Annotated in this window: 18 protein-coding genes and 1 tRNA gene; 12 read left to right on the forward strand and 7 right to left on the reverse strand. The window is 63.5% G+C overall.

Translation table 11 applies throughout. The features are described from left to right. Positions 1-2: 2 nt before the first annotated feature. The 4 genes from E6P07_RS03615 to E6P07_RS03630 all read right to left on the reverse strand — a co-directional run bounded on the left by E6P07_RS03615 (position 3) and on the right by E6P07_RS03630 (position 2782). Entirely contained in the window at positions 3-425 is a 423-nt protein-coding gene (locus tag E6P07_RS03615) for a YajD family HNH nuclease (RefSeq protein ID WP_153974354.1), read from the reverse strand. Between the two features lie 26 nt (positions 426-451). After that, positions 452-536: transfer RNA gene (locus E6P07_RS03620), tRNA-Leu, on the reverse strand. Between the two features lie 219 nt (positions 537-755). Beyond that, a complete protein-coding gene (locus E6P07_RS03625; protein ID WP_153974355.1) occupies positions 756-2477 on the reverse strand; it encodes a cation acetate symporter in 1722 nt (573 codons plus the stop codon). Next, complete coding sequence (locus tag E6P07_RS03630) at positions 2474-2782, reverse strand: DUF485 domain-containing protein (protein WP_153974356.1); 309 nt, start codon at positions 2780-2782, stop codon at positions 2474-2476. Before E6P07_RS03630 ends, E6P07_RS03625 begins: the two co-directional genes overlap by 4 nt. 356 nt (positions 2783-3138) lie before the next feature. Here E6P07_RS03630 and E6P07_RS03635 point away from each other — a divergent pair, with 356 nt between their 5' ends. From E6P07_RS03635 to E6P07_RS03665, 7 genes are all read left to right on the forward strand, one after another. Then, a complete protein-coding gene (locus E6P07_RS03635; RefSeq protein ID WP_153974357.1) occupies positions 3139-4122 on the forward strand; it encodes an aldolase catalytic domain-containing protein in 984 nt (327 codons plus the stop codon). Between the two features lie 3 nt (positions 4123-4125). Then, positions 4126-5415, forward strand: a complete 1290-nt coding sequence (locus E6P07_RS03640) for a citrate synthase (RefSeq protein ID WP_153974358.1) — start codon at positions 4126-4128, stop codon at positions 5413-5415. A gap of 144 nt (positions 5416-5559) precedes the next feature. Beyond that, positions 5560-6018, forward strand: a complete 459-nt coding sequence (locus E6P07_RS03645) for a cache domain-containing protein (RefSeq protein WP_153974359.1) — start codon at positions 5560-5562, stop codon at positions 6016-6018. 10 nt (positions 6019-6028) lie between these two features. Next, on the forward strand, positions 6029-6937 hold the full coding sequence (locus E6P07_RS03650; RefSeq protein ID WP_153974360.1) for a PAS domain-containing protein: 909 nt from the start codon (positions 6029-6031) through the stop codon (positions 6935-6937). Between the two features lie 188 nt (positions 6938-7125). Continuing rightward, complete coding sequence (locus tag E6P07_RS03655) at positions 7126-7866, forward strand: HD-GYP domain-containing protein (RefSeq protein ID WP_246172915.1); 741 nt, start codon at positions 7126-7128, stop codon at positions 7864-7866. Between the two features lie 279 nt (positions 7867-8145). Then, entirely contained in the window at positions 8146-8610 is a 465-nt protein-coding gene (locus tag E6P07_RS03660) for a (2Fe-2S)-binding protein (protein WP_153974361.1), read from the forward strand. After that, a complete protein-coding gene (locus E6P07_RS03665; protein WP_153974362.1) occupies positions 8603-10735 on the forward strand; it encodes a xanthine dehydrogenase family protein molybdopterin-binding subunit in 2133 nt (710 codons plus the stop codon). The genes E6P07_RS03660 and E6P07_RS03665 overlap by 8 nt, the downstream gene beginning before the upstream one ends. Here the strand turns inward: E6P07_RS03665 and E6P07_RS03670 are convergent. Both E6P07_RS03670 and E6P07_RS03675 read right to left on the reverse strand, forming a co-directional pair. Beyond that, a complete protein-coding gene (locus E6P07_RS03670) occupies positions 10732-11151 on the reverse strand; it encodes a SufE family protein (RefSeq protein ID WP_153974363.1) in 420 nt (139 codons plus the stop codon). The genes E6P07_RS03665 and E6P07_RS03670 overlap by 4 nt on opposite strands. Before the next feature lie 18 nt (positions 11152-11169). Beyond that, the gene (locus E6P07_RS03675) at positions 11170-11496 is read right to left on the reverse strand and encodes a HesB/IscA family protein (RefSeq protein WP_153974364.1); all 327 of its coding nucleotides are present in this window, start codon (positions 11494-11496) and stop codon (positions 11170-11172) included. A gap of 330 nt (positions 11497-11826) precedes the next feature. On the opposite strand from E6P07_RS03675, the gene E6P07_RS03680 reads away from it, so the two are divergent. Further along, positions 11827-12537, forward strand: a complete 711-nt coding sequence (locus tag E6P07_RS03680; RefSeq protein WP_153974365.1) for a glutamine amidotransferase — start codon at positions 11827-11829, stop codon at positions 12535-12537. Positions 12538-12566: 29 nt separating this feature from the next. Here E6P07_RS03680 and E6P07_RS03685 read toward each other — a convergent pair whose 3' ends face one another. Beyond that, positions 12567-13229 (reverse strand): LON peptidase substrate-binding domain-containing protein, encoded by a 663-nt coding sequence (locus E6P07_RS03685; RefSeq protein ID WP_153974366.1) that lies wholly within the window; start codon positions 13227-13229, stop codon positions 12567-12569. Positions 13230-13584: 355 nt separating this feature from the next. On the opposite strand from E6P07_RS03685, the gene egtB reads away from it, so the two are divergent. From egtB to E6P07_RS03705, 4 genes are all read left to right on the forward strand, one after another. Further along, entirely contained in the window at positions 13585-14877 is a 1293-nt protein-coding gene (gene egtB, locus E6P07_RS03690; RefSeq protein ID WP_153974367.1) for an ergothioneine biosynthesis protein EgtB, read from the forward strand. Positions 14878-14909: 32 nt separating this feature from the next. After that, positions 14910-15905: an L-histidine N(alpha)-methyltransferase gene (egtD, locus tag E6P07_RS03695; protein ID WP_246172916.1), complete on the forward strand. Its 996-nt coding sequence runs from the start codon at positions 14910-14912 to the stop codon at positions 15903-15905. Positions 15906-16044: 139 nt separating this feature from the next. Beyond that, complete coding sequence (locus E6P07_RS03700) at positions 16045-17271, forward strand: DUF1015 domain-containing protein (protein WP_153974369.1); 1227 nt, start codon at positions 16045-16047, stop codon at positions 17269-17271. Positions 17272-17337: 66 nt separating this feature from the next. Next, entirely contained in the window at positions 17338-19563 is a 2226-nt protein-coding gene (locus E6P07_RS03705; RefSeq protein ID WP_153974370.1) for a RelA/SpoT family protein, read from the forward strand. Positions 19564-19576 lie beyond the last annotated feature (13 nt).

Consider the following 19576-nt stretch of genomic DNA (forward strand, 5'->3'; position numbering starts at 1 on the left):
CTTCAATCCTTGTTCAGCAGATCAGCGAGACCGGCGAAGGGATTGAAGGTCGCCGCCGAACCGGCGTTGGCACTCGCTTTGGCCGGCTTGCCGGTACCACGCGCGAGCGCCGCCAGATGCTCTTCGTACTTCTGGTGCTCGTTGTCGTGACAGTAGATGCACAGCAGCTCCCAGTTGCTGCCGTCGGGCGGGTTGTTGTCGTGATCCATATCCTTGTGATGCACCGTCAGCTCGCGCAGATTCTCGCGCGTGAAGGTGCGGGCACAGCGTCCGCAGACCCAGGGATAGAGCTTGAGCGCCTGATCGCGATAGCCGGCGGCGCGCTCTTCGCTCGCCTTGCGCGCCTTGGCGACGACCTGATCGAGCTTGGCGGTATCGATGGGCTTGCCGGTCTTGCCATGGCGGGGAGGGTTGTGCGTGGCCATGTGTCGATGTCGTCTCAGGGGAGGGATGGTGCGCGAGGGGGGACTCGAACCCCCACGGAGTGCTCCACTGGAACCTAAATCCAGCGCGTCTACCAATTTCGCCACCCGCGCGATCTGGGCATTTTAACCCGATTTCAGAAAAATCGGTAATGGATGGCAGGTCGGCGGATCGCAAGCTGAATGCCAGCTTCCAGCCCCCCAGTGGCTGGCCACTGGTCGCTTGCACAAACGGGACGAGGCGTTGCCGTCTCGTCCCGTTTGTTGTTTAAGCCTTGAATCAGACCAGCTCGATCAGATTTGGTCAGATTTGGTACGGCTCAGTCCGAACCATCAATGCTCCAGCGCGCCCTCGGCGCCGATGCCTGTCTCACAGCGGACGCGCTGGGCCTCGAACGCTTGACACTCGCGTCTGGCCCGTTCAGAGCGATCGAGCAGCGAGACGATCCAGATCGCGACGAAGGCCAGCGGCATCGAGACGATCGCCGGGTTGTTAAGCGCGATCAGACCGACCGGTTTGCCGTCGGCGCCGAGGTTCCCAAACACATCGCCCCAGACCGCCTTCGACAGCACAGTGAGCACCACGGCACTGATCAGGCCGACCAGGCCACCGGCCAGGGCACCATGGGTGGTCATCCGACCCCAGAGGATCGAGGTCACCAGCACCGGGAAGTTGGCGCTCGCGGCGACCGCGAAGGCCAGACCCACCATGAAGGCCACGTTCTGGCTCTCGAAGGCGATCCCGAGTGCGATCGCAAGCAGCCCCAGACCGAAGGTCGCAATCTTGGAGATCCGGATCTCGGTGGTCTCGTTACCGTGGCCGCGCGCGATGACACTGGCATAGAGATCGTGCGAGATCGCCGAGGCCCCGGCCAGGGTCAGACCCGCGACCACGGCCAGGATGGTGGCGAAGGCCACCGCCGAGATGAAGCCCAAAAACAGATTGCCGCCGACCGCCTCGGCAAGCCGGATGGCAACCATGTTGGTGCCGCCGTCGAGCCCCTTGACCAGTTGCTCCTTGATCAGTGAACCATCGGTGGCGAGCGCCTCGGGTTTGAAGAAGGCCGGGTGCTGGGCGAGCAGCACGATGGCCGCGAAACCGATGATGAAGGTCAGGATATAGAAATAACCGATGAAGCCGGTGGCATAGAACACCGATTTGCGCGCCTCCTTGGCGTCCGGCACGGTGAAGAAACGCATCAGGATGTGCGGAAGACCAGCGGTGCCGAACATGAGTGCCAGACCCAACGAGATGGCGTTGAACGGATCCGTGACCAGCGAGCCGGGCGACATGATGGCGAGTCCCTTGGGATGGGTCGCGACCGCCTGACGGAACATCTCCTCGGGCGAAAAGCCGAAGCTCGAGAGCGCGGCCACGGCCATGAAGGTGGCGCCCGAGAGCAACAGCACCGCCTTGATGATCTGCACCCAGGTCGTCGCCGTCATGCCGCCGAAGATGACATAGATCATCATCAGCACGCCGACCACAACCACGGCCATCCAGTAATCCAGACCGAACAGGAGCTGGATCAGTTTGCCGGCGCCGACCATCTGCGCGATCAGATAGAAGGCGACCACGACCAGCGAGGAGATCGCCGCCAGGGTACGGATCCTGGTCTGATCGAAACGGTAGGCGCTGACGTCGGCGAAGGTGAATTTGCCGAGGTTGCGGATCTGTTCGGCGATCAGGAACATGATCACCGGCCAGCCGACCAGGAAGCCGATCGAATAGATCAGGCCGTCATAGCCCGAGGCAAACACCAGGCCCGAGATCCCGAGGAAGGAGGCCGCCGACATATAGTCGCCGGCGATCGCCAGGCCGTTTTGGAGCCCTGTGATCCCTCCGCCGGCGGTGTAGAAGTCCTTGGCCGAACGGGTGCGCTTGGCGGCCCAGTAGGTGATCCCCAGTGTGGCGGCCACGAAGGCCAGGAACATGACGATGGCCGTGACATTGGTCGTCTGACGCTCGACTTCACCGCTCAGGGCTGGCGCGGCCACCAGTGCGAAGGGGGCCAGCAGCGCCAGCAGCACACCCCAGAGATAGAACCGCTTCATTGTAGATCCTCCCGGATGGCCTTGGTCAGGGCGTCGAAGCGGTTGTTGGCCCGGGCGACATAGATCCCGGTGAGCACAAAGGCGCTGACGATGATGGCCACGCCGATCGGTATGCCAACGGTGGTCACTGCACCCTCGGCGATGGGTATGCCGAGCAGCGAGGGGGCAAAGGCGATGATCAGGATAAAGCCATAGTAAATCACAAGCATCAGAATCGTCAGATTCCAGGCGAAGCATTTACGGGAGCAGACGAGCTCCTGGTAACGCGGATGCGACTTGATGGCATCGACCGAGTGGGGTTGCATGGGGCTTCCTTCGAGGATTGTGTGGGGGCGAGGCACGAACGACGACAAGCGTCCTGTCTCTTTTAAGGACATCGTCGAACCCATTGCAGACGCGCTGGCGCATAACCCGATACCGCACTCGGTTGGGATGTCTCGCGAGGATGTCTTGGGAGTTGGGCAATGCGTGCGCCGTAAAGCGCGTGGGATTCTGGTATTGACAGCTATCGGGCGTCAATCAAACAAAGATTTAATCCTTCAATTTTATCTATGTGATTGGGCCTTACAGACAGACCGCAGCCGCTGTTTGCCCGGACAATGCCTTTGGGTTGACAATGGCAAATCGTTCAATAGCCCAATGCTCGCGGAGACCGCATCCCATGTCCGATAAAGCCCCCTGGATCACCTTCCGCCCCGAACTCAAGGTGCTTGACTGCACCGTGCGCGACGGGGGACTGGTGAATGCCCACAGGTTCAGCGATGAGTTCGTGCGGGCCGTCTACCAGGCCTGTGTCGAGGCGGGTATCGACTACATGGAGATCGGCTACAAGAACTCGCCCAAGATCTTTCCCAAGGAGAAGTTCGGTCCCTGGCGTCACTGCGATGAGGCCGACCTCAGGCGCGTGGTCGGCGATCATGATCCGGAGAAGACCGGACTCAAACTCGCGGCCATGGCCGACGCCGGCAAGAGCGATTGGGAGACCCAGATCGTGCCGGCGGCCGAGAGCCCGCTGTCGATGATCCGCGTGGCCTTCTACGCCCATCAGGTCTCGGAGGCGATCGACATGATCCACCATGCCCATGCGCTCGGCTACGAGACCACGGCCAATCTGATGGCCGTCTCCAACATCACCGAGGAAGAGATCGACACCGTGCTGGAGTCGATCGCACCGACCCCGGCGACGACCATGGTCATCGTCGACAGCTTCGGCCACCTCTACCGCGAACAGATCGACCGGCTCTACAAAAAGTACGCCCTGGCGCTCGAAGGCACCGGCAAGGAGATCGGCATCCACGCCCACAACAACCTACAGCTGGCCTTCGCCAACACCATCGAGGCCATCATTCTCGGCTGCAACCGGGTCGATGCCACCCTGTATGGTTTTGGGCGCGGTGCCGGCAACTGTCACACCGAGCTGCTGCTCGGCTTCCTGCGCAACCCCAAGTTCGAGCTGCGCCCGGTGATCGAGGTGATCCAGAATCATCTCCTCCCCTTGCGTCAGGAGCTCGACTGGGGGCCCTCCATCCCCTACAACCTCACGGGCCAGCTCAATCAGCACCCGCGCAGTGCCATCGAGTGGCGTGAGGGACCGACCCCGGACGACTTTTTGGGGTTCTATGACAAGTTGGTGGCGGAGATCTGAGTCATGGCCGGTGAGGCGATCTTGATCCTGGACGGCCAGGAGTACAGCTTCCCCATCCGCGCGGGCGCTGAGGGCGAACGCGCGATCGACATTCGGGATCTACGGGCGCGGACCGGTTATATCACGCTCGATCCAGGCTATGCCAACACCGGCAGCTGCGAGAGCGCCATCACCTTCATCGACGGCGAGCGCGGCATCCTGCGCTATCGTGGGATCCCCATCGAACAGTTCGAGCAGGCGCCAAACTTCGTCGAGGTGGCTTGGCTCCTGATCTTCGGCCACCTGCCGAGTGACGAGGAGTATCGCGTCTTCTCCGAAATGCTCACCAACTGCGCCAATCTCGACGAGAGCATGAAGCACCACTTCGAGGGCTTCCCGCGCTCGGCACCGCCCATGGCCATCCTCTCGGCCATGATCAACGCGCTCTCCTGCTTCCATCCCGACTATTTTGAGCTGGAGGATAAGGATCACTTCCAGAGTGCCGCTGCCGGACTCATCAGTAAGATTCGCACCATCGCTGCCTATGCCTACCGGCACTCGGTCGGCCAGCCCTATATCTATCCACACCCAGGTCTGCGCTATGTACCGAACTTCCTGCACATGATGTTCTCGCAGCCCTATGCTGAGTATGTATGCGACCCGATCGTCAAGGACGCCCTCAATCTCATCCTGATCCTGCACGCCGATCATGAGCAGAACTGCTCGACCTCGACGGTACGCATGGTCGGCTCCACTCAGGCCAATCTGTTTGCCTCCTGCGCGGCCGGCGTGTGCGCGCTCTGGGGGCCGCTACATGGCGGGGCCAATGTCGCGGTGCTGGAGATGCTTGAGCGGATCCATCGCGGTCACATCAGTCCAGAGGACTATGTGCGGTTGGCCAAGGACAAGGACAGCAAGGTCCGGCTCATGGGGTTTGGACATCGGGTCTATAAAAACTTCGACCCGCGCGCCCGAATGCTCGCCACAATCGCCGAGAAGCTGTTGCCGACGCTTGGCATCCGGGATCCGCTGCTCGACATTGCGCGCCGGCTCGAGGAGATCGCGCTCGAAGACCCCTATTTCATCGACCGCAAGCTCTATCCCAATGTCGATTTCTATAGCGGCCTCATTCTGCGTGCCATCGGCATCCCGACCAATATGTTCACCGTGATGTTTGCCATCGGCCGGCTGCCTGGCTGGATCGCGCACTGGTGGGAACAGGCCCAGACCCAGGGCAACAGGATCGCCCGTCCGCGCCAGCTCTACGTCGGTCCGGGCGTGACAGATTACGTGCCTAGGGAGGCGCGGGTTTGAGCCGCCGGGAGCAATCGAGATGGTTGCCACGACAGCCTCCCGGTAACGACAGGCGCGATCGAAGACCAGCGGGATTGAGGGTGCCGTCCGGTGGGTGCGTTCGGCCCTGTCTTCGTCAGATTCGTTCGGGAAGAGAACTCAGGTGTGAACAAGCAGATCCAGTTTGCCAGCGCCATGCTTGCGCTTAGCCTGGTGTTGGCGATCTACGGCATCCTCGTCTTCGCCAACGCCGAGAAGGAGCGAGATCTCCAGGCCTTGCAGATCCAGATGAACCTCGTGGCCGACAGTCGCCTCGAGGCGATCGAACACTGGCTACAAGGACAGTATGCCGTGCTGGAGCGATCAGCACGGCATCCTCCCTTGCGGAAAGCGCTGGAGGATATGTCGCAACTGGGTGCATCGCCGGACGAGACGCTGCGCGAGCTGCTGAGCATGACGGTCGAGCGTATGGGGTTTTTGTCGCGTCAAACGACCGGTTATCCGTCTGAACGCTTAGAAACTGGACTCGAGGGCGGGCTGGCACTGCTTGACCCGCAAGGCCGACTGCTGGCCTCGACGAGCGGCATGCCGCCGATCGTAGGGTGCGCTGTTGGAGTTTCTTGAGCAAACGCCCTTGACTGAGCGCGGGCTGCTCGATCTGCATCGCGGCGCGCACGATCGACCCACACTTGGTTTTCTGGTGCCTGTGCTGGCAGGCCCCGCCGAGCAGGCAGACGCGCGTCCTGTGATCGCGCGGCTCTTGGCGCTGCGCCCAATCGATGCCGGGGTCTTTGCGTTGCTCAAGCAACCTGGACTCACGGCGCGCACATCAGAAACCTATTTGATCCGCCGCTTTGGCAATCTGATCGAGTATCTTTCGCCTCTGCTCGATGGGAGTGAACCTCTGACGAAGCGACTCGCGGTCAACACCGAGGGTCTTATCGATGTCGAGGCGCTCAAGCAGCCTGGGTTGTTCCATCACGGTCGTCATTACGCCTTCACCGAATCCTTTGCCGTTAGCCGACGCATCCCTGGAACCGACTGGGTGCTGGTTCACCGCATCGGTGCTGCTGAAGCCCTGGCGGCGAGCGACGCGCGGCGTATGACGCTCATCAGTGGTCTGGCGGTGTTGGTGGTGCTGATCGGCGCGGCCCTGGTGCTGGTTTGGTTCTATGCCAGCTCGCGCCGGGCCGAGGAGGTCGCCGAGCGCTACCGTCTGTCTTCGGAACGCTTCGAGCGTCTGTCAGGCTTTCTCGACATCCTGACCGACAGCCAGCCCAATCCCATCCTGGTCGTCGATGCCAACAACCGCCTCACCTATGCCAACCAACGTCTGTCCGAATTCAGCGGCATCGCGCGCGCCGAGCTGATCGGGCGCTCGCTGACCGGGGTGCTCGGACAGGAGGCAGGCCGCCGTTATGGCGCAATCAACCGGCTCGTCCTCGAGAGCGGCGAGCCACGGGTCGAGATCGAACATCTTCCCGGTAAACAACCCTCGACTGAAGTCGAAGGCTTTATTGTGAGACGCAGCAAACATGGTTGACCGCATCCCCAACATTAGGCGTGTTTACAGCCGCCCTTGGCAGCGGGGCTCCGCTGCCAATCCGGGCCAGGTTTCGACTGGCGTTGCAGTCGGCGTGCGCCCGGAGACCACGCTTGCGGTGCATTATACACCACATGGCGCACTTCGCGCGCCCGCAATTCCTCCCGCGACTCAAGTTGCGGGTTTCCTTGCGGAGGGTCTATGAACATGGTGGGGAGCGGGTGTGGCGCTCGCATCACTGCCCCTTTACCGATCCTGCCGACGCCCGGGAATTGGTGCTTGTCACCATCGAGGATCTGACCGATCTGATGCGCGAGCGCGCCCGGCGCGAACGCAACACCCAACAGCTGATCGATACCCTCGTCGGCCTGGTCGACGAGCGTGACCCTGACTCGGCCCATCAGTCCAGGTATGTTGTCCAGGTCGCGCGCGCCATCGCCGAGGATCTTGGATTTGATCGCGCCTGGATCGAGACCATCGAGCAGGCCGCGCGCCTGGTCAACATCGGCAAGATTCGCATCCCGCGTGCCCTGTTGGTCAAGGAAGGCAGACTGACCGATCAGGAGCTGAAGCGGGTGCGCGAGGCGCTCGATGAGGGGCCAGAGCTGTTGCGTGAGATCGAGTTCGATGGACCTGTGCTCGAGACCCTGGCGCAGATCAACGAATGGGTCGACGGTAGCGGTCGGCCGCGCGGCCTGAAGGGCGACGAGATCCTGCCCTCGGCCCAAGTGGTGGCGCTTGCCAATGCCTTCGTGGCCTTGATCAGTCCGCGATCCTTCCGTGACGCCAAGAGCTTCGACGAGGCCGAGGCCATCCTGATGCGCGAGATCGGTCGTCGCTTCGACAAGCGCTTTGTCCTGGGTCTGCTCAATCATCTCGACAACCGCGGTGGGCGTGAGTCCTGGGCCGGTATGAGCCGGCGCGCCTGAGCAGGTGCGAGAGAATGACCGGGCGGGGGGCGGGTGGGTGGCGTGCTCGGCCCGTCCGTGAAGATCTGGGTTGCGCGCCCTCATCCGGCGGTTTGGCCTGCTATCGATGCCCTATCGCGAGGTCGCCGTCACCCTCGCCACGGTTAAGCCCCCGATCAAGTGCTGGGCATCTTCGGGATGCTGGCGGGAGGGAAGCTGCGCAAGCCCTGGTCTTTGCTTTTAGCCGGGGGCGAAATCTGCAATGCTAATACGCCTGTCGTTCGCCCGATCCTGACATCCATGATCCATTTTACGCTCAATGGTGAGCCGCAAGTGCTCGCGCTCGATCCGGTCACGCCCTTGTTATGGGTATTGCGCGATCATTTCGGGCTGACCGGCACCAAATACGGCTGCGGCGAGGGGACGTGCGGCGCCTGTATCGTGCGGCTCGACGGCGAGCCGGTCAAATCCTGCTCCACGCCGCTGTCGTCAGTCGCTGGACGCTCGGTTCAGACGATCGAGGGTCTGTCGCCCGATGGCCGTCACCCCCTGCAACTGGCCTGGGTGTTGGAGGAGGTGCCCCAGTGCGGCTATTGCCAGTCGGGTCAGATCATGATGGCGGCTGCCCTGCTGGCCCGGCATCCGCGTCCGACCGACGACCAGATCGCTGCCGCCATGTCTGGGGTTCTGTGCCGTTGCGGCAGCTATGCCCGCATCCGCCGCGCCATCCATCGTGCCGCTATGCCAGAGATCCAGTTTGGTTGACGCGGATTCGTCGCCTAGACTCACGCGGCGCGACCTGCTCAGGGTCATTGCCCTGAGCAGCGGCGGGTTGGCGCTCGGCTGGGTGTGGCCGGCGCGCGCTGGGACGAGCGAGACACCGGCCCCGAGCCAGTTCGAACCCAATGCCTGGATCAACCTACATGCCGATGGCCGTATCCAGTTGAGGCTCGCGCGCGCGGAGATGGGACAGGGGGTCATGACCTCGCTGACCATGCTGCTGGCCGAGGAGCTGGAAGTCGGACTCGATCAGATCCAGATCGAGCCGGCACCGATCGATCCGGTCTATACCAACCATCTTCTCGGTGAGCAGGCAACTGGCGGTGGAACCTCCACCCGCGACGGCTGGGAGACGCTGCGCGCGGCCGGGGCCATGGCGCGAACGCTTATGATCGCGGCTGCCGCCCGGACCTGGGGCGTGCCCGAGTCCGAATGTCACGCCCATCGGGCTCGGGTCTATCACGCCGATGGGACGCGCAGTCTCGGCTATCACGAACTGGTGACCACGGCGGCGCACCTGCCGCTCCCCACGACGGTGACCCTCAAGCCCAGGTCCGAGTGGAACCTGATCGGGACCGAGCAACCCCGACTCGACACCCCGCTCAAGGTCCGAGGTGCAGCCTGCTTCGGGCTCGATGTACGGCTACCTGGGATGCTGTATGCCACGATCGAGCGCTGCCCAGTGATCGGCGCCGAGATTCGCACCTGGAAAGGACAGGCCGCCCGCGCCACGCCAGGTGTGATCGATGTGTTTGTGGTGAAACAGGGTATCGCGGTCGTAGCTGAGACCACCTGGGCGGCACTGAGCGGCCGGGCACGGCTCGAGATCGAGTGCCGGCCGCTCCGCAATGCAGCGGTGACGACCAAGCATCTGCGCGCGCGTCTGCACCTCGGTCTGGACGGGCGCGCGTCCGTGGCGCTCAGTGAAGGCAACGTGAGTCGTGCCCTCGCCGAGTCGGCACTGGAGATCGAGGCGGTCTATGAGGTGCCCTTCCAGGCCCATGCCTGTATGGAGCCGATGAACTGTACCGCCGACGTGCGCCCAGACGGCTGCGACATCCATGTGCCGACCCAGTCGCCGGCGGCCACGCAGGCGCTGGCACAGCGTCTCACCGGTTTGCCGCCCGAGCGCATCCGCGTGCACACCACCTTTCTTGGCGGTGGTCATGGGCGTCGGCGCGAGCTGGATTTTGTGCATGACGCCGTCGAACTCTCACAACGGCTCAAGCGTCCGGTGCAAGTGATCTGGACGCGCGCCGACGACCTTCAGCACGACTACTACCGCCCCATGACGCTGCATCGACTGCGTGCTGGACTCGACGCGACCGGAGTGCCCTTGGCTTGGTTCCATCGCGTGGTCGGTCCATCGGTGCTCGCGCGGCGCGATCCGGGGCGTATTCGCGACGGGATCGACCCGCTCATGATCGATGGGGCGACCAGCCTGCCCTATCGGTTTGCACATCGACGTCTGGAGTATCGTCGCGCCGACACGCCGGTTCCGATCGGGCTGTGGCGTGGCGATGGTCATTCGCACAATGCCTATGTGACGGAGTGCTTTCTCGATGAGCTGGCGCGCGCGGGCGGGCAGGACCCGCTGGCGTTGCGCCGGACCCTGCTGGCCGAGAGTCCGGCACATCTGGCGCTGCTCGACCGACTCGCCGAACACTGGGCCGCGCCCCTCCCCACTGGACAGGGGCGAGGTCTGGCGCTGGTCGAGGCCGCCGGCAGCCGGTTGGCGTTGCTGGCCGAGGTCGCGGTCGAGGATGGACGGGTGTGCGCGCGACGTTTCGTCGCGGTTCTGGACTGCGGTCAGGTGGTCAACCCGGACGCCGTGCGGGCTCAGATCGAGAGCGGAATCGTCTTCGGGCTGACCGCCACCCTCAAGGGCGCCATCACCTTCAGCGATGGCCGGGTCGAACAGACCGATTTCGGCGACTATCCGCTGTTACGCTTCGACGAGATGCCGGAGATCGAGTCGATCCTGATCGACAGCGATGCCCCGCCCGGAGGGGTCAGTCCCATCGCCACGCCGGCGGTGGCCCCGGCGGTGGCCAATGCGCTCCTGGCGCTACTCGGGCGACCGTTCAGATCCCTGCCGATCCGGCTCTAAACCGCCAGCCGACGCGCCTGCGCCTTCATCTTATTGACGATGGCATAGACGCCGACATGGCGGTTGGGACTCAGATGCTCTGCGAGCTTCAGTCCCTGAAACAGCGCATCGACGTCGAGCGCCTCGATCTCGTCTGGGGTCTTGTTGGAGAACAGCCCGACCAGCAGCGCGACCACGCCCTTGATGATGGCCGTGTCGCAGTCGCCCCAGTAGACCACTCGCCCGGAGTGTTCCGGATCCGGATGGGCGGCCACGTGCACCAGGCTCATGCACTCGACGACGCGGTTGGCGTCGGTCTTGTATGCCTCCGGCATGGGGGCCAGACGTTCGCCGAGCTCGACCAGATACTGATAGCGCGACTCCCAGTCGCCCAACAGCTCGAAGCTCTCGATGAGCTCGCCGATGTCCGTGTTCACGCTAGAGACCACGCACGCCTAGACTCGGAAGGATTCACCGCAACCGCAGTGATCCTTGGCGTTGGGGTTGCGGAACTCAAAGCCCTGGTTGAGCAGGTTGGTCTTGACGAAGTCGATCTCTAGTCCGTTGAGCTGGCTTAGATGTGACTCATCGACCACGACCTTGACGCCATGACTCTCGAACACCCGATCGCCAGCGCCGAGCTCATCGGCATAGTCGACCGCATAGGTAAAGCCGCTGCATCCGCTCTTTTTGGTGGCGACGCGCAGTCCCAGTCCATGCCCGCGTCGTTCGAGTTGGCTGGCGACGTGTCGGGCCGCCGCTTCGGTCAGGGTTACCGTCATCGTTTTCGCCTCGCTGAAGATCCATGTCATCGGTGGGGCTGAATCTGCATCCGGCAGAGTGCCTTTTCAAGGTTGAGGCCTAGTTGGGCAAGGATACTGTCCCCGCTCATTAAGGTGGCCCATAAAGACCCTCGGGCCAAAAGGTTGCAACACGCCTCGAGCGGTCTTCCGGGAAGGCGTGAGCAATAGAGCGGCCAAGATCGCGGCTCAAGCCGCCCCGACGGGAGGCGTTGGTGGGGCAGGGGCGCCGTAAGGCGCGACAGGGGTCGTGGTCGGTCATGTGTGCTAGACCCTAGCGACTGAAGTCGCGGGTTTCCTTGCGAGGTTTCTATGAAAACAGCCGTCGCGATTCGACATGTGGCATTCGAAGACCTGGGGTCATTCGCCGGGGTGCTGACCCAGCGCGGCTGGGTCTTGCGCGATCTGGAGGCCGGCATCGACCGGCTCGGCGACATCGATCCCATTGAGCCGGATCTGCTGGTCGTGCTGGGTGGGCCGATCGGCGCCTACGAAGAGGCGAGCTATCCATTCATCCGCGACGCGCTACGCCTGCTGGAGAGACGCTTGCAGTCCGATCGTCCGACGCTCGGGATCTGTCTGGGCGCACAGATGATGGCGCGGGCGCTCGGGGCGCGTGTCTATCCAGGACCGGATAAAGAGATTGGCTGGACGCCGCTGCGTCTGTCGCCTGCGGGACAGCGCTCACCGCTGGCGAACCTCGATGGCGCCCTGACCTCGATGCTGCACTGGCATGGTGACACCTTCGATCTTCCACCGGGCGCCACGCGACTGGCCTCCACCGACCTCTATCTCAACCAAGCCTTCTCGTGGGGGCGTTCGGCGCTCGGGCTCCAGTGTCACCCCGAAATCCGCGCCGACCAGTTCGAGCGCTGGCTGATCGGTCATGCCGTTGAACTGAACATTGCTGGGATCTCGATCCCGGACTTGCGTGCCGAGAGTGCGCGTTTGGCTCCGACCCTGGAGCAACAGGGCCGGCGGTTTTTCGATGCCTGGCTCACGACGATCGGGCCACACGCATAGCCCATCCACCCTCGCGGGAGAAGGATCCATCAATGCCGATGCTCGGCCACCCGCATACTGGAGGCCGAGGCCATGTCGATCAGCCCCCGCATCAGGACCGCACGCTCGGCGGTCGGTAGTGTCTCAAGCAGCGCCTGTTTGTCCTCGGGGCTGAGTGGCAGGTGTGCGCACAGCAGGTTGGTCAGCTCCTGATCAGCTAGTTTCTCGATGTCATCCCAGGGGATCGCGACGCCATTGAGCTGGCAATAGGTCCTAAGCGAGCGCAGAAAGCCTAAGCGATCTGGGATACGTTCCTCGGTATCGTGATAGTCGGTGGCGAAACGCTCCCAGTCGACCTGGGCGCGCCGATAGCCGTTGCGTGCCTCGATCTCGCGCCTCACCTGGAACCGGCACACACCTGTCAGCACCAAGACGATGCGCCCATCCGGGGTCTCGCTGTAGGAGGTGATACGCCCGGCACAGCCGACACGATGGATTTCGGGCACATCATCCATCAGCGTCTCGCTGGTTGGCTGGATCATACCGATCAGATGGTTCGCGGCCAGGGCATCGGCGACCATGTTCAGATAGCGCGGCTCAAAGATATTGAGCGGCAGCTGCACGCCCGGCATCACCACAGCCCCAGACAGCGGAAACAGCGGCAGGGTGGGTGGCAGGTCGGAGAACTTTGGGAAGAACGGGGTACGAGTCATCCGTTTAGGGCTCCAGTTGAGTCGAGCGATGAATGCAGGCTTGGGTTGTCCTGAAATGGGGCATCGTTTTGTTAATTTTTAGTGGTTGGCCGTTGCATCCGGTGTGAGCAGGTGCCGCGAAGGACTGGCGCGACACATGCCCCGAACGCTTCAAAAAACACGTCCGTAAATCTTAGGGGACTTGACACCGCGACCGCGGCAACACGTCCGCGCGGCGTTCGCTGAAGCAATAAACTTAAGCTCCAAGCCAAGGTCTTTAGTGGTGGGAGGTTTCATCCTGGAAATCCCCGCCTTCGACCGCACCTTCCCGACCAACAGCCCCACGCGGGCGCCATCCAGCGATCACGAGGGAATCATGTCGGATACATCAGCCAGTCCGGACCGGATCGACGCCGCGCGCGCCGCACTCGCCGAGCAGTACCTTCGGGTGCGCCGTTTCTCAGAACAGCTCTGCGCGCCCTTGGCGATCGAGGACTATGGCCTTCAGACCGTGGTTGAGGCCAGCCCGCCCAAATGGCATCTGGCCCATGTCTCCTGGTTCTACGAGACCTTTCTGCTGCGCCCTTTCTTGCCGGGCTATCAGGTCTTCCATCCGCGCTTCGAGTATCTGTTCAACAGCTATTACGAACAGACAGGCACGGGTTTCTGGCCGCGTCATGAACGCGGTCTGCTCGCGCGTCCGACGGTGGCCGAGGTCTATGACTACCGGCGGCACGTCGATGCGGCCATGACGCACCTGATCGCCGAGTGCCCGTCCGCCGACTGGCCGACCGCCGAACAGCGTCTGCGCATCGGGCTCAATCACGAACAGCAGCACCAAGAGCTCCTCCTCACCGACATCAAACGCCACTTCGCCCACAACCCGCTGCGCCCGGCCTATCGCGCCGATCTGCCCACCACGCCGCCGAGCATCCCTAGGCCACTTCGGTGGCTCGACTTTGAAGGCGGACTGATCGAGGTCGGCGCTGCGGGTGAGGGTTTCCATTACGACAACGAGACACCGCGCCATCGCGTCTTCGTCGCCCCCTTCAGACTCGCCGACCGCCCCGTGACCAATGGCGAGTTCCTGGAGTTCATCCAAGACGGCGGCTACCAGGACACCCGGCTCTGGCTCTCGGACGGCTGGGCGACGGTCAAGCAACAGGGCTGGCGCGCGCCGCTCTATTGGGAAGAACGCGACGGCGACTGGTACCTGATGACCCTCTCCGGAATGCGCCCGCTCGACCCGGCCGAGCCAGTATGCCATGTCAGCTATTACGAGGCCGAGGCCTATGCGACCTGGACCGGCAAGCGGTTGCCGACCGAGTTCGAGTGGGAGCATGCCGCGCAGGGTCAGTCGATCGCCGGTCACTTCGTCGAAGACGGCTGGCTGCATCCGCGTCCGGCCCCACAGGGTGAGGGGTTGAAACAGCTCTTCGGCGATGTCTGGGAGTGGACCGGCTCGGCCTATCTACCCTATCCAGGCTATCGCGCCGTACCGGGTGCACTCGGCGAGTACAACGGCAAGTTCATGTGCAACCAGATGGTGCTGCGCGGCGGTTCATGCGCGACCGCGCGCGATCACATCCGTCCGACCTATCGCAACTTCTTCTATCCCCACGAGCGCTGGCAGTTCATGGGCTTCCGGCTCGCAGAGGTGGCTGTATGAGACCAGACACGGCGGCATTCCAGGCCTCACCGATGACACAGGCAGATACCTCACCGCAGGGGTGCCTCAGGTCGCGCATTCGTTTCTTTGACTTTCATCCGACCATGGCCGACGTGCGCGCCGAGGTGCTGGATGGACTGAGCCATCCACACAAGCGGCTGCCGCCCAAGCTGTTTTACGATCAGCAGGGCTCGCGTCTGTTCGATGCCATCACCGAGCTGCCCGAGTATTACCCGACCCGCACCGAGATCCAGATCCTGCGCGCGCATGGCGCGGCCATGGCCGAGCGGCTCGGGCGCGGCTGTGTGCTGATCGAGCTGGGCAGCGGGAGCAGTCTCAAGATCCAGACCCTGCTCGCCGTGCTTCAGCCGCGCGTCTATATCCCGGTCGATATCTCCAAGGCCCATCTGCTCGAATCGGCCCAGGCGCTCGCCGAGCGTTTTCCGGGGCTTTCGATCCGTGCCGCTTGTGCCGACTATTCCGGCCCCTTCGAGCTACCGCTGGACCCGGACTGGCGCGATCGGGCGGCCTTCTTCCCTGGATCGAGCATCGGCAACTTCGATCCAAACGAGGCGCGCGCCTTCCTCAAGCGGGTGGCGCGGGTGCTGGGGCCAGGCGGACGCCTGCTGATCGGCGTGGATCTCAAAAAGGCGCGAGCGGTGCTGGAGGCGGCCTACAACGACGCCCAGGGTGTGACGGCGGCCTTCAATCTCAATCTGCTCGCCCGGCTCAACCGCGAGCTGGGCGCCGATTTCGAGCTCGATGCCTTTCGCCATCACGCCTTCTTCAACGAAGAGGCCAGCCGCATCGAGATGCATCTGGTCAGCCGCTGCAACCAGCGTGTGCGCGTCGCCGGGCAGGTGTTCGAGTTCCGGCTCGGTGAGACCATCCATACCGAGAACTCCTACAAATACGGGATCCAGGACTTCCAGCGCCTGGCCCGCTCGGCGGGTTTCGTCTCCGAGCAGGTGTGGACCGATCCGAAGGATCTGTTCAGTGTCCACTGTCTGATCGTAGAGGAGGCCTGATCGCGGTCGCACGGCAGGTAACGGCCTGGTGCTCGTCTACGCTGGCGGCGGCGATAGCTGTTTTCATCGTGTCCGGCGGACCTGATACCATCGCCTCCTCAATGGTTTTCCAACGGCCACTGATGTGGGAGCGAGCGCCATGTCACTGATCCAACCCTTTGCCGGTCTGCGTCCGGCGCCCGGTCGCGCGGCCGAGGTCGCCGCGCCGCCCTATGACGTCCTGAACACCGCCGAGGCACGGCGTCTGGTCGAGGGGCGCCCCTGGAGCTTCCTGCACATCTCGCGCGCTGAGGTCGATCTGCCCGAGGGTGCGGACCCCTACGCGCCCGAGGTCTATGCCAAGGCGCGTGAGAACTTCGAGCGCCTGCTGACCGCAGGCGTCCTGATCCGCGATCCCGAGCCGCGCTATTATGTCTATCGGCTGATCCAAGGTGGTCATACCCAGACCGGTCTGGTGGTCTCGGCCTCGATCGCCGACTATGAGGCCGGGCGCATCAAGCGCCACGAGCTTACACGTCCATCCAAGGAAGACGACCGGGTGCAGCAGATCCAGGCGCTCGGCGCCCAGACCGGGCCGGTGCTCCTGGTCCATCGCGCCACGCCCGAGATCGACCGGACGCTCGCCGGGGTCGCCGAGCAGCCGCCCGAGATCGATATCACTGCTGACGATGGGGTGCGCCATCAGCTGTGGTCGATCGTCGGAGTCGACCTGACCGACCCTCTGACCCAGGCGTTCGATCGGCTCGATGCGCTCTACATCGCCGATGGGCATCATCGTGCGGCCGCTGCCGCACGCGTGGCCGCGGCCCGCTGGGGCGCGGCGGATCCCGATGGTCATCAGGGATTTCTCGCCGTCAGCTTCCCGCACGATCAACTGCGGATCCTTGCGTACAACCGGCTGGTGCGCGATCTCAACGGACTGAGCGTCGCTGCCTTCCTGGAACGGGTCGGCGAACGCTTCACCCTTGAGCCCTGTGCCGACCCGGTCGCACCCGAGCGACCTGGTGTATTCGGGATGTATCTCCAAGGGGTCTGGTATCGCTTGACCCCCTCGGCCGGACTCCCGCCGGCCACCGATCCGATCGCAGCCCTGGACGTGAGTCGTTTGCAGGGGCAGCTACTCGGGCCGATCCTCGGCATCCAGGATCCGCGCCGTGACGAGCGCATCGACTTCGTCGGCGGCAGCCGAGGGCTTTCGGGACTGACCAGGCGCGTCGACGCGGGCGAGATGGCCCTGGCCTTCAGCCTCCATCCGACCCCGCTTCAGGAATTGATGGCCGTGGCCGACCGGGGCGAGGTCATGCCACCCAAGTCCACCTGGTTCGAGCCCAAGCTCGCCGATGGTCTGGTGAGCCTTGTGCTCTAGGACGATCGGTCCAGGCGTAACGATGACGCCCGATCGCCGAGCACTGGTGATTGCACGCACTGCTTCATGGTCAAACCCGTCTACAACCTGCCCGAGCCGCACACCGACGACGCCCAGGCCATCCGGCACTGGCTCGACAGTCTGGGGGATCAGTATCCATCCAAGGAGCGCGACTGTCTCGCCCGTGCCTGCGCGGCCCTGGCGCGCCAGCAGGGCGTGCGCCCGGACAGCGGTGAGTCGCTGATCCGACACGGGCTTGCCACCGCAGACATCCTGGCGCGTCTACGCATGGATCACGAGACCCTGGTGGCGGCCCTGCTCAAGGGTTGTTTTCGCAGCGGCGAGCCGACCGAAGCGGTGCTGTCGGCGGACTTTGGTCCCGGCATCGCACGGATGGTCGAGGATCTGGTGCGCATCGATCAGTTTGCCGGCGTCGAGGCCGTGATCCCGGACAAGGATCGACCCCAACACGAGGAAAATCTGCGGCGTCTACTGCTCGGTCTCGCCGCAGACGTGCGCGTGATGCTCATCGTGCTGGCCGAGCGCGTGCACCTGATGCGCGCGGTCAAGGATCTGGACCCTGAACGTCGTGTCAAGCTGGCGCGCGACACCCAGCGCGTCTATGCCCCGCTGGCCAACCGGCTCGGCATCTGGCAGATCAAGTGGGAGCTCGAAGACCTCTCGCTGCGCTATCTCCAGCCCGAGGACTACCGGCGCATCGCCACACTCTTGGCCGAGCGACGTGAGGAGCGCGAACGCGATATCGCCGCCGTCATCGCGATCCTGCGCGCGAAGTTCACCGAGGTCGGCATCCCGGCCGAGATCACCGGGCGCCCCAAACACATCTACAGCATCTGGAAGAAGATGCAGCGCAAGAACGTCGATATCGCCGAGATCTTCGACCTGCGCGCGGTGCGCATCCTGGTCGACTCGGTGGCCGACTGCTATGCCGCGCTCGGCGTGGTGCATGGACTCTGGCGCCATATCCCCAAGGAATTCGACGACTACATCGCAACACCCAAGGGCAACTTCTATCAGTCGCTGCACACGGCGGTCGAGGGACCTGAGGGCAAGGCGCTGGAGGTCCAGATCCGCACCCACGCCATGCACCAGCACGCCGAGTTCGGTGTGGCCGCGCACTGGGCCTACAAAGAAGCCAGGGGCCACGACGCCGAGTTCCAGCGCTGGATCGTCTGGATGCGCCAGTGGCTTTCAAGCAAGAACGACGACGAGACCTCCGCCGAGCGGCTGAAACGCTTCCAGGCCGAGTTCGAGCCAACGCACATCTATGTGCTCACGCCCCAGTCCAAGGTGATCGAACTGCTCAGGGGGGCGACCCCGCTCGACTTCGCCTATGCCATCCATTCCGAGCTCGGACACCGCTGCCGGGGCGCCAAGGTCAACGATCGTATCGTCCCGCTCAATTACACCCTGCACAGCGGTGATACGGTCGAGATCCTGACCCAGAAGACCGCCGCCCCGAGCCGCGATTGGCTCAGCCCCCATCATGGCTATCTGATTACGGCCCGGGCGCGCAATCGGGTGCGCCAGTGGTTCAAGCAACAGGACTTCGACAAACATCTGCACGAAGGGCGCGGGCTTTTGGAACGCGAGCTGGCGCGGCTCGGCATCAGCGACAAGCCGCCGCTCGACGAGATCGCCCAGAGGTTCAACTTCAGGCGCGGTGACGACCTGCTGGCGGCCATCGGGCGAGGGGATCTGGCCGTGGGTCAGGTCGCGCGTCAGGTTGGCGAACCCAGGGTCGAGGGGGCCAAGGAACGCGAGCGCGAACCTGAGCTCAAAGCGCGCCCGCCCCGCCATCCCAAGACGGGAGAGGGCAGTGATGTCGTGATCGAGGGCGTTAAGGATCTGATGACCCGCATGGCATCCTGCTGTAAGCCTGTACCCGACGATCCCATCGTCGGCTTCGTCACCCGTGGGCGTGGTGTGACCGTCCATCGGCGCGACTGTCCCAATATTCGCCATCTGAGTACGGAGGAGCGCGCGCGTCTGATCGAGGTGCACTGGGCCGATCGCGCCGATGGGAGTGCCCAGTATCCGGTCGACCTGTTGGTGGTGGCCGCCGATCGCAAGGGATTGTTGCGCGACGTCAGTTCTGTCTTTGCCGATGCCGACGTCGCTGTGATCGGGGTCGAGACCCATTCCGAGAAGAGCACAGCCACTGCCACGATGCGTTTTACCATCGAGGTCGCGGACAAGGGGCAGCTTGCGCGCTTGATGACCAAGCTCCAACAGCTCCCCGAGATCCATCAGGTGCGGCGCTTCCATTGAACATCGGATCACC

This window comes from Thermochromatium tepidum ATCC 43061, from assembly GCF_009664085.1.
Taxonomy (GTDB): Bacteria; Pseudomonadota; Gammaproteobacteria; order Chromatiales; family Chromatiaceae; genus Thermochromatium; species Thermochromatium tepidum.

Coding starts and splice junctions, on each gene's coding strand:
- E6P07_RS03615 (WP_153974354.1), bottom strand. CDS start 425: ATGGCCACGCACAACCCTCCCCGCCATGGCAAGACCGGCAAGCCCATC.
- E6P07_RS03625 (WP_153974355.1), bottom strand. CDS start 2,477: ATGAAGCGGTTCTATCTCTGGGGTGTGCTGCTGGCGCTGCTGGCCCCC.
- E6P07_RS03630 (WP_153974356.1), bottom strand. CDS start 2,782: ATGCAACCCCACTCGGTCGATGCCATCAAGTCGCATCCGCGTTACCAG.
- E6P07_RS03635 (WP_153974357.1), top strand. CDS start 3,139: ATGTCCGATAAAGCCCCCTGGATCACCTTCCGCCCCGAACTCAAGGTG.
- E6P07_RS03640 (WP_153974358.1), top strand. CDS start 4,126: ATGGCCGGTGAGGCGATCTTGATCCTGGACGGCCAGGAGTACAGCTTC.
- E6P07_RS03660 (WP_153974361.1), top strand. CDS start 8,146: ATGATCCATTTTACGCTCAATGGTGAGCCGCAAGTGCTCGCGCTCGAT.
- E6P07_RS03675 (WP_153974364.1), bottom strand. CDS start 11,496: ATGACGGTAACCCTGACCGAAGCGGCGGCCCGACACGTCGCCAGCCAA.
- E6P07_RS03680 (WP_153974365.1), top strand. CDS start 11,827: ATGAAAACAGCCGTCGCGATTCGACATGTGGCATTCGAAGACCTGGGG.
- E6P07_RS03685 (WP_153974366.1), bottom strand. CDS start 13,229: ATGACTCGTACCCCGTTCTTCCCAAAGTTCTCCGACCTGCCACCCACC.
- egtB (WP_153974367.1), top strand. CDS start 13,585: ATGTCGGATACATCAGCCAGTCCGGACCGGATCGACGCCGCGCGCGCC.
- egtD (WP_246172916.1), top strand. CDS start 14,910: ATGACACAGGCAGATACCTCACCGCAGGGGTGCCTCAGGTCGCGCATT.
- E6P07_RS03700 (WP_153974369.1), top strand. CDS start 16,045: ATGTCACTGATCCAACCCTTTGCCGGTCTGCGTCCGGCGCCCGGTCGC.
- E6P07_RS03705 (WP_153974370.1), top strand. CDS start 17,338: ATGGTCAAACCCGTCTACAACCTGCCCGAGCCGCACACCGACGACGCC.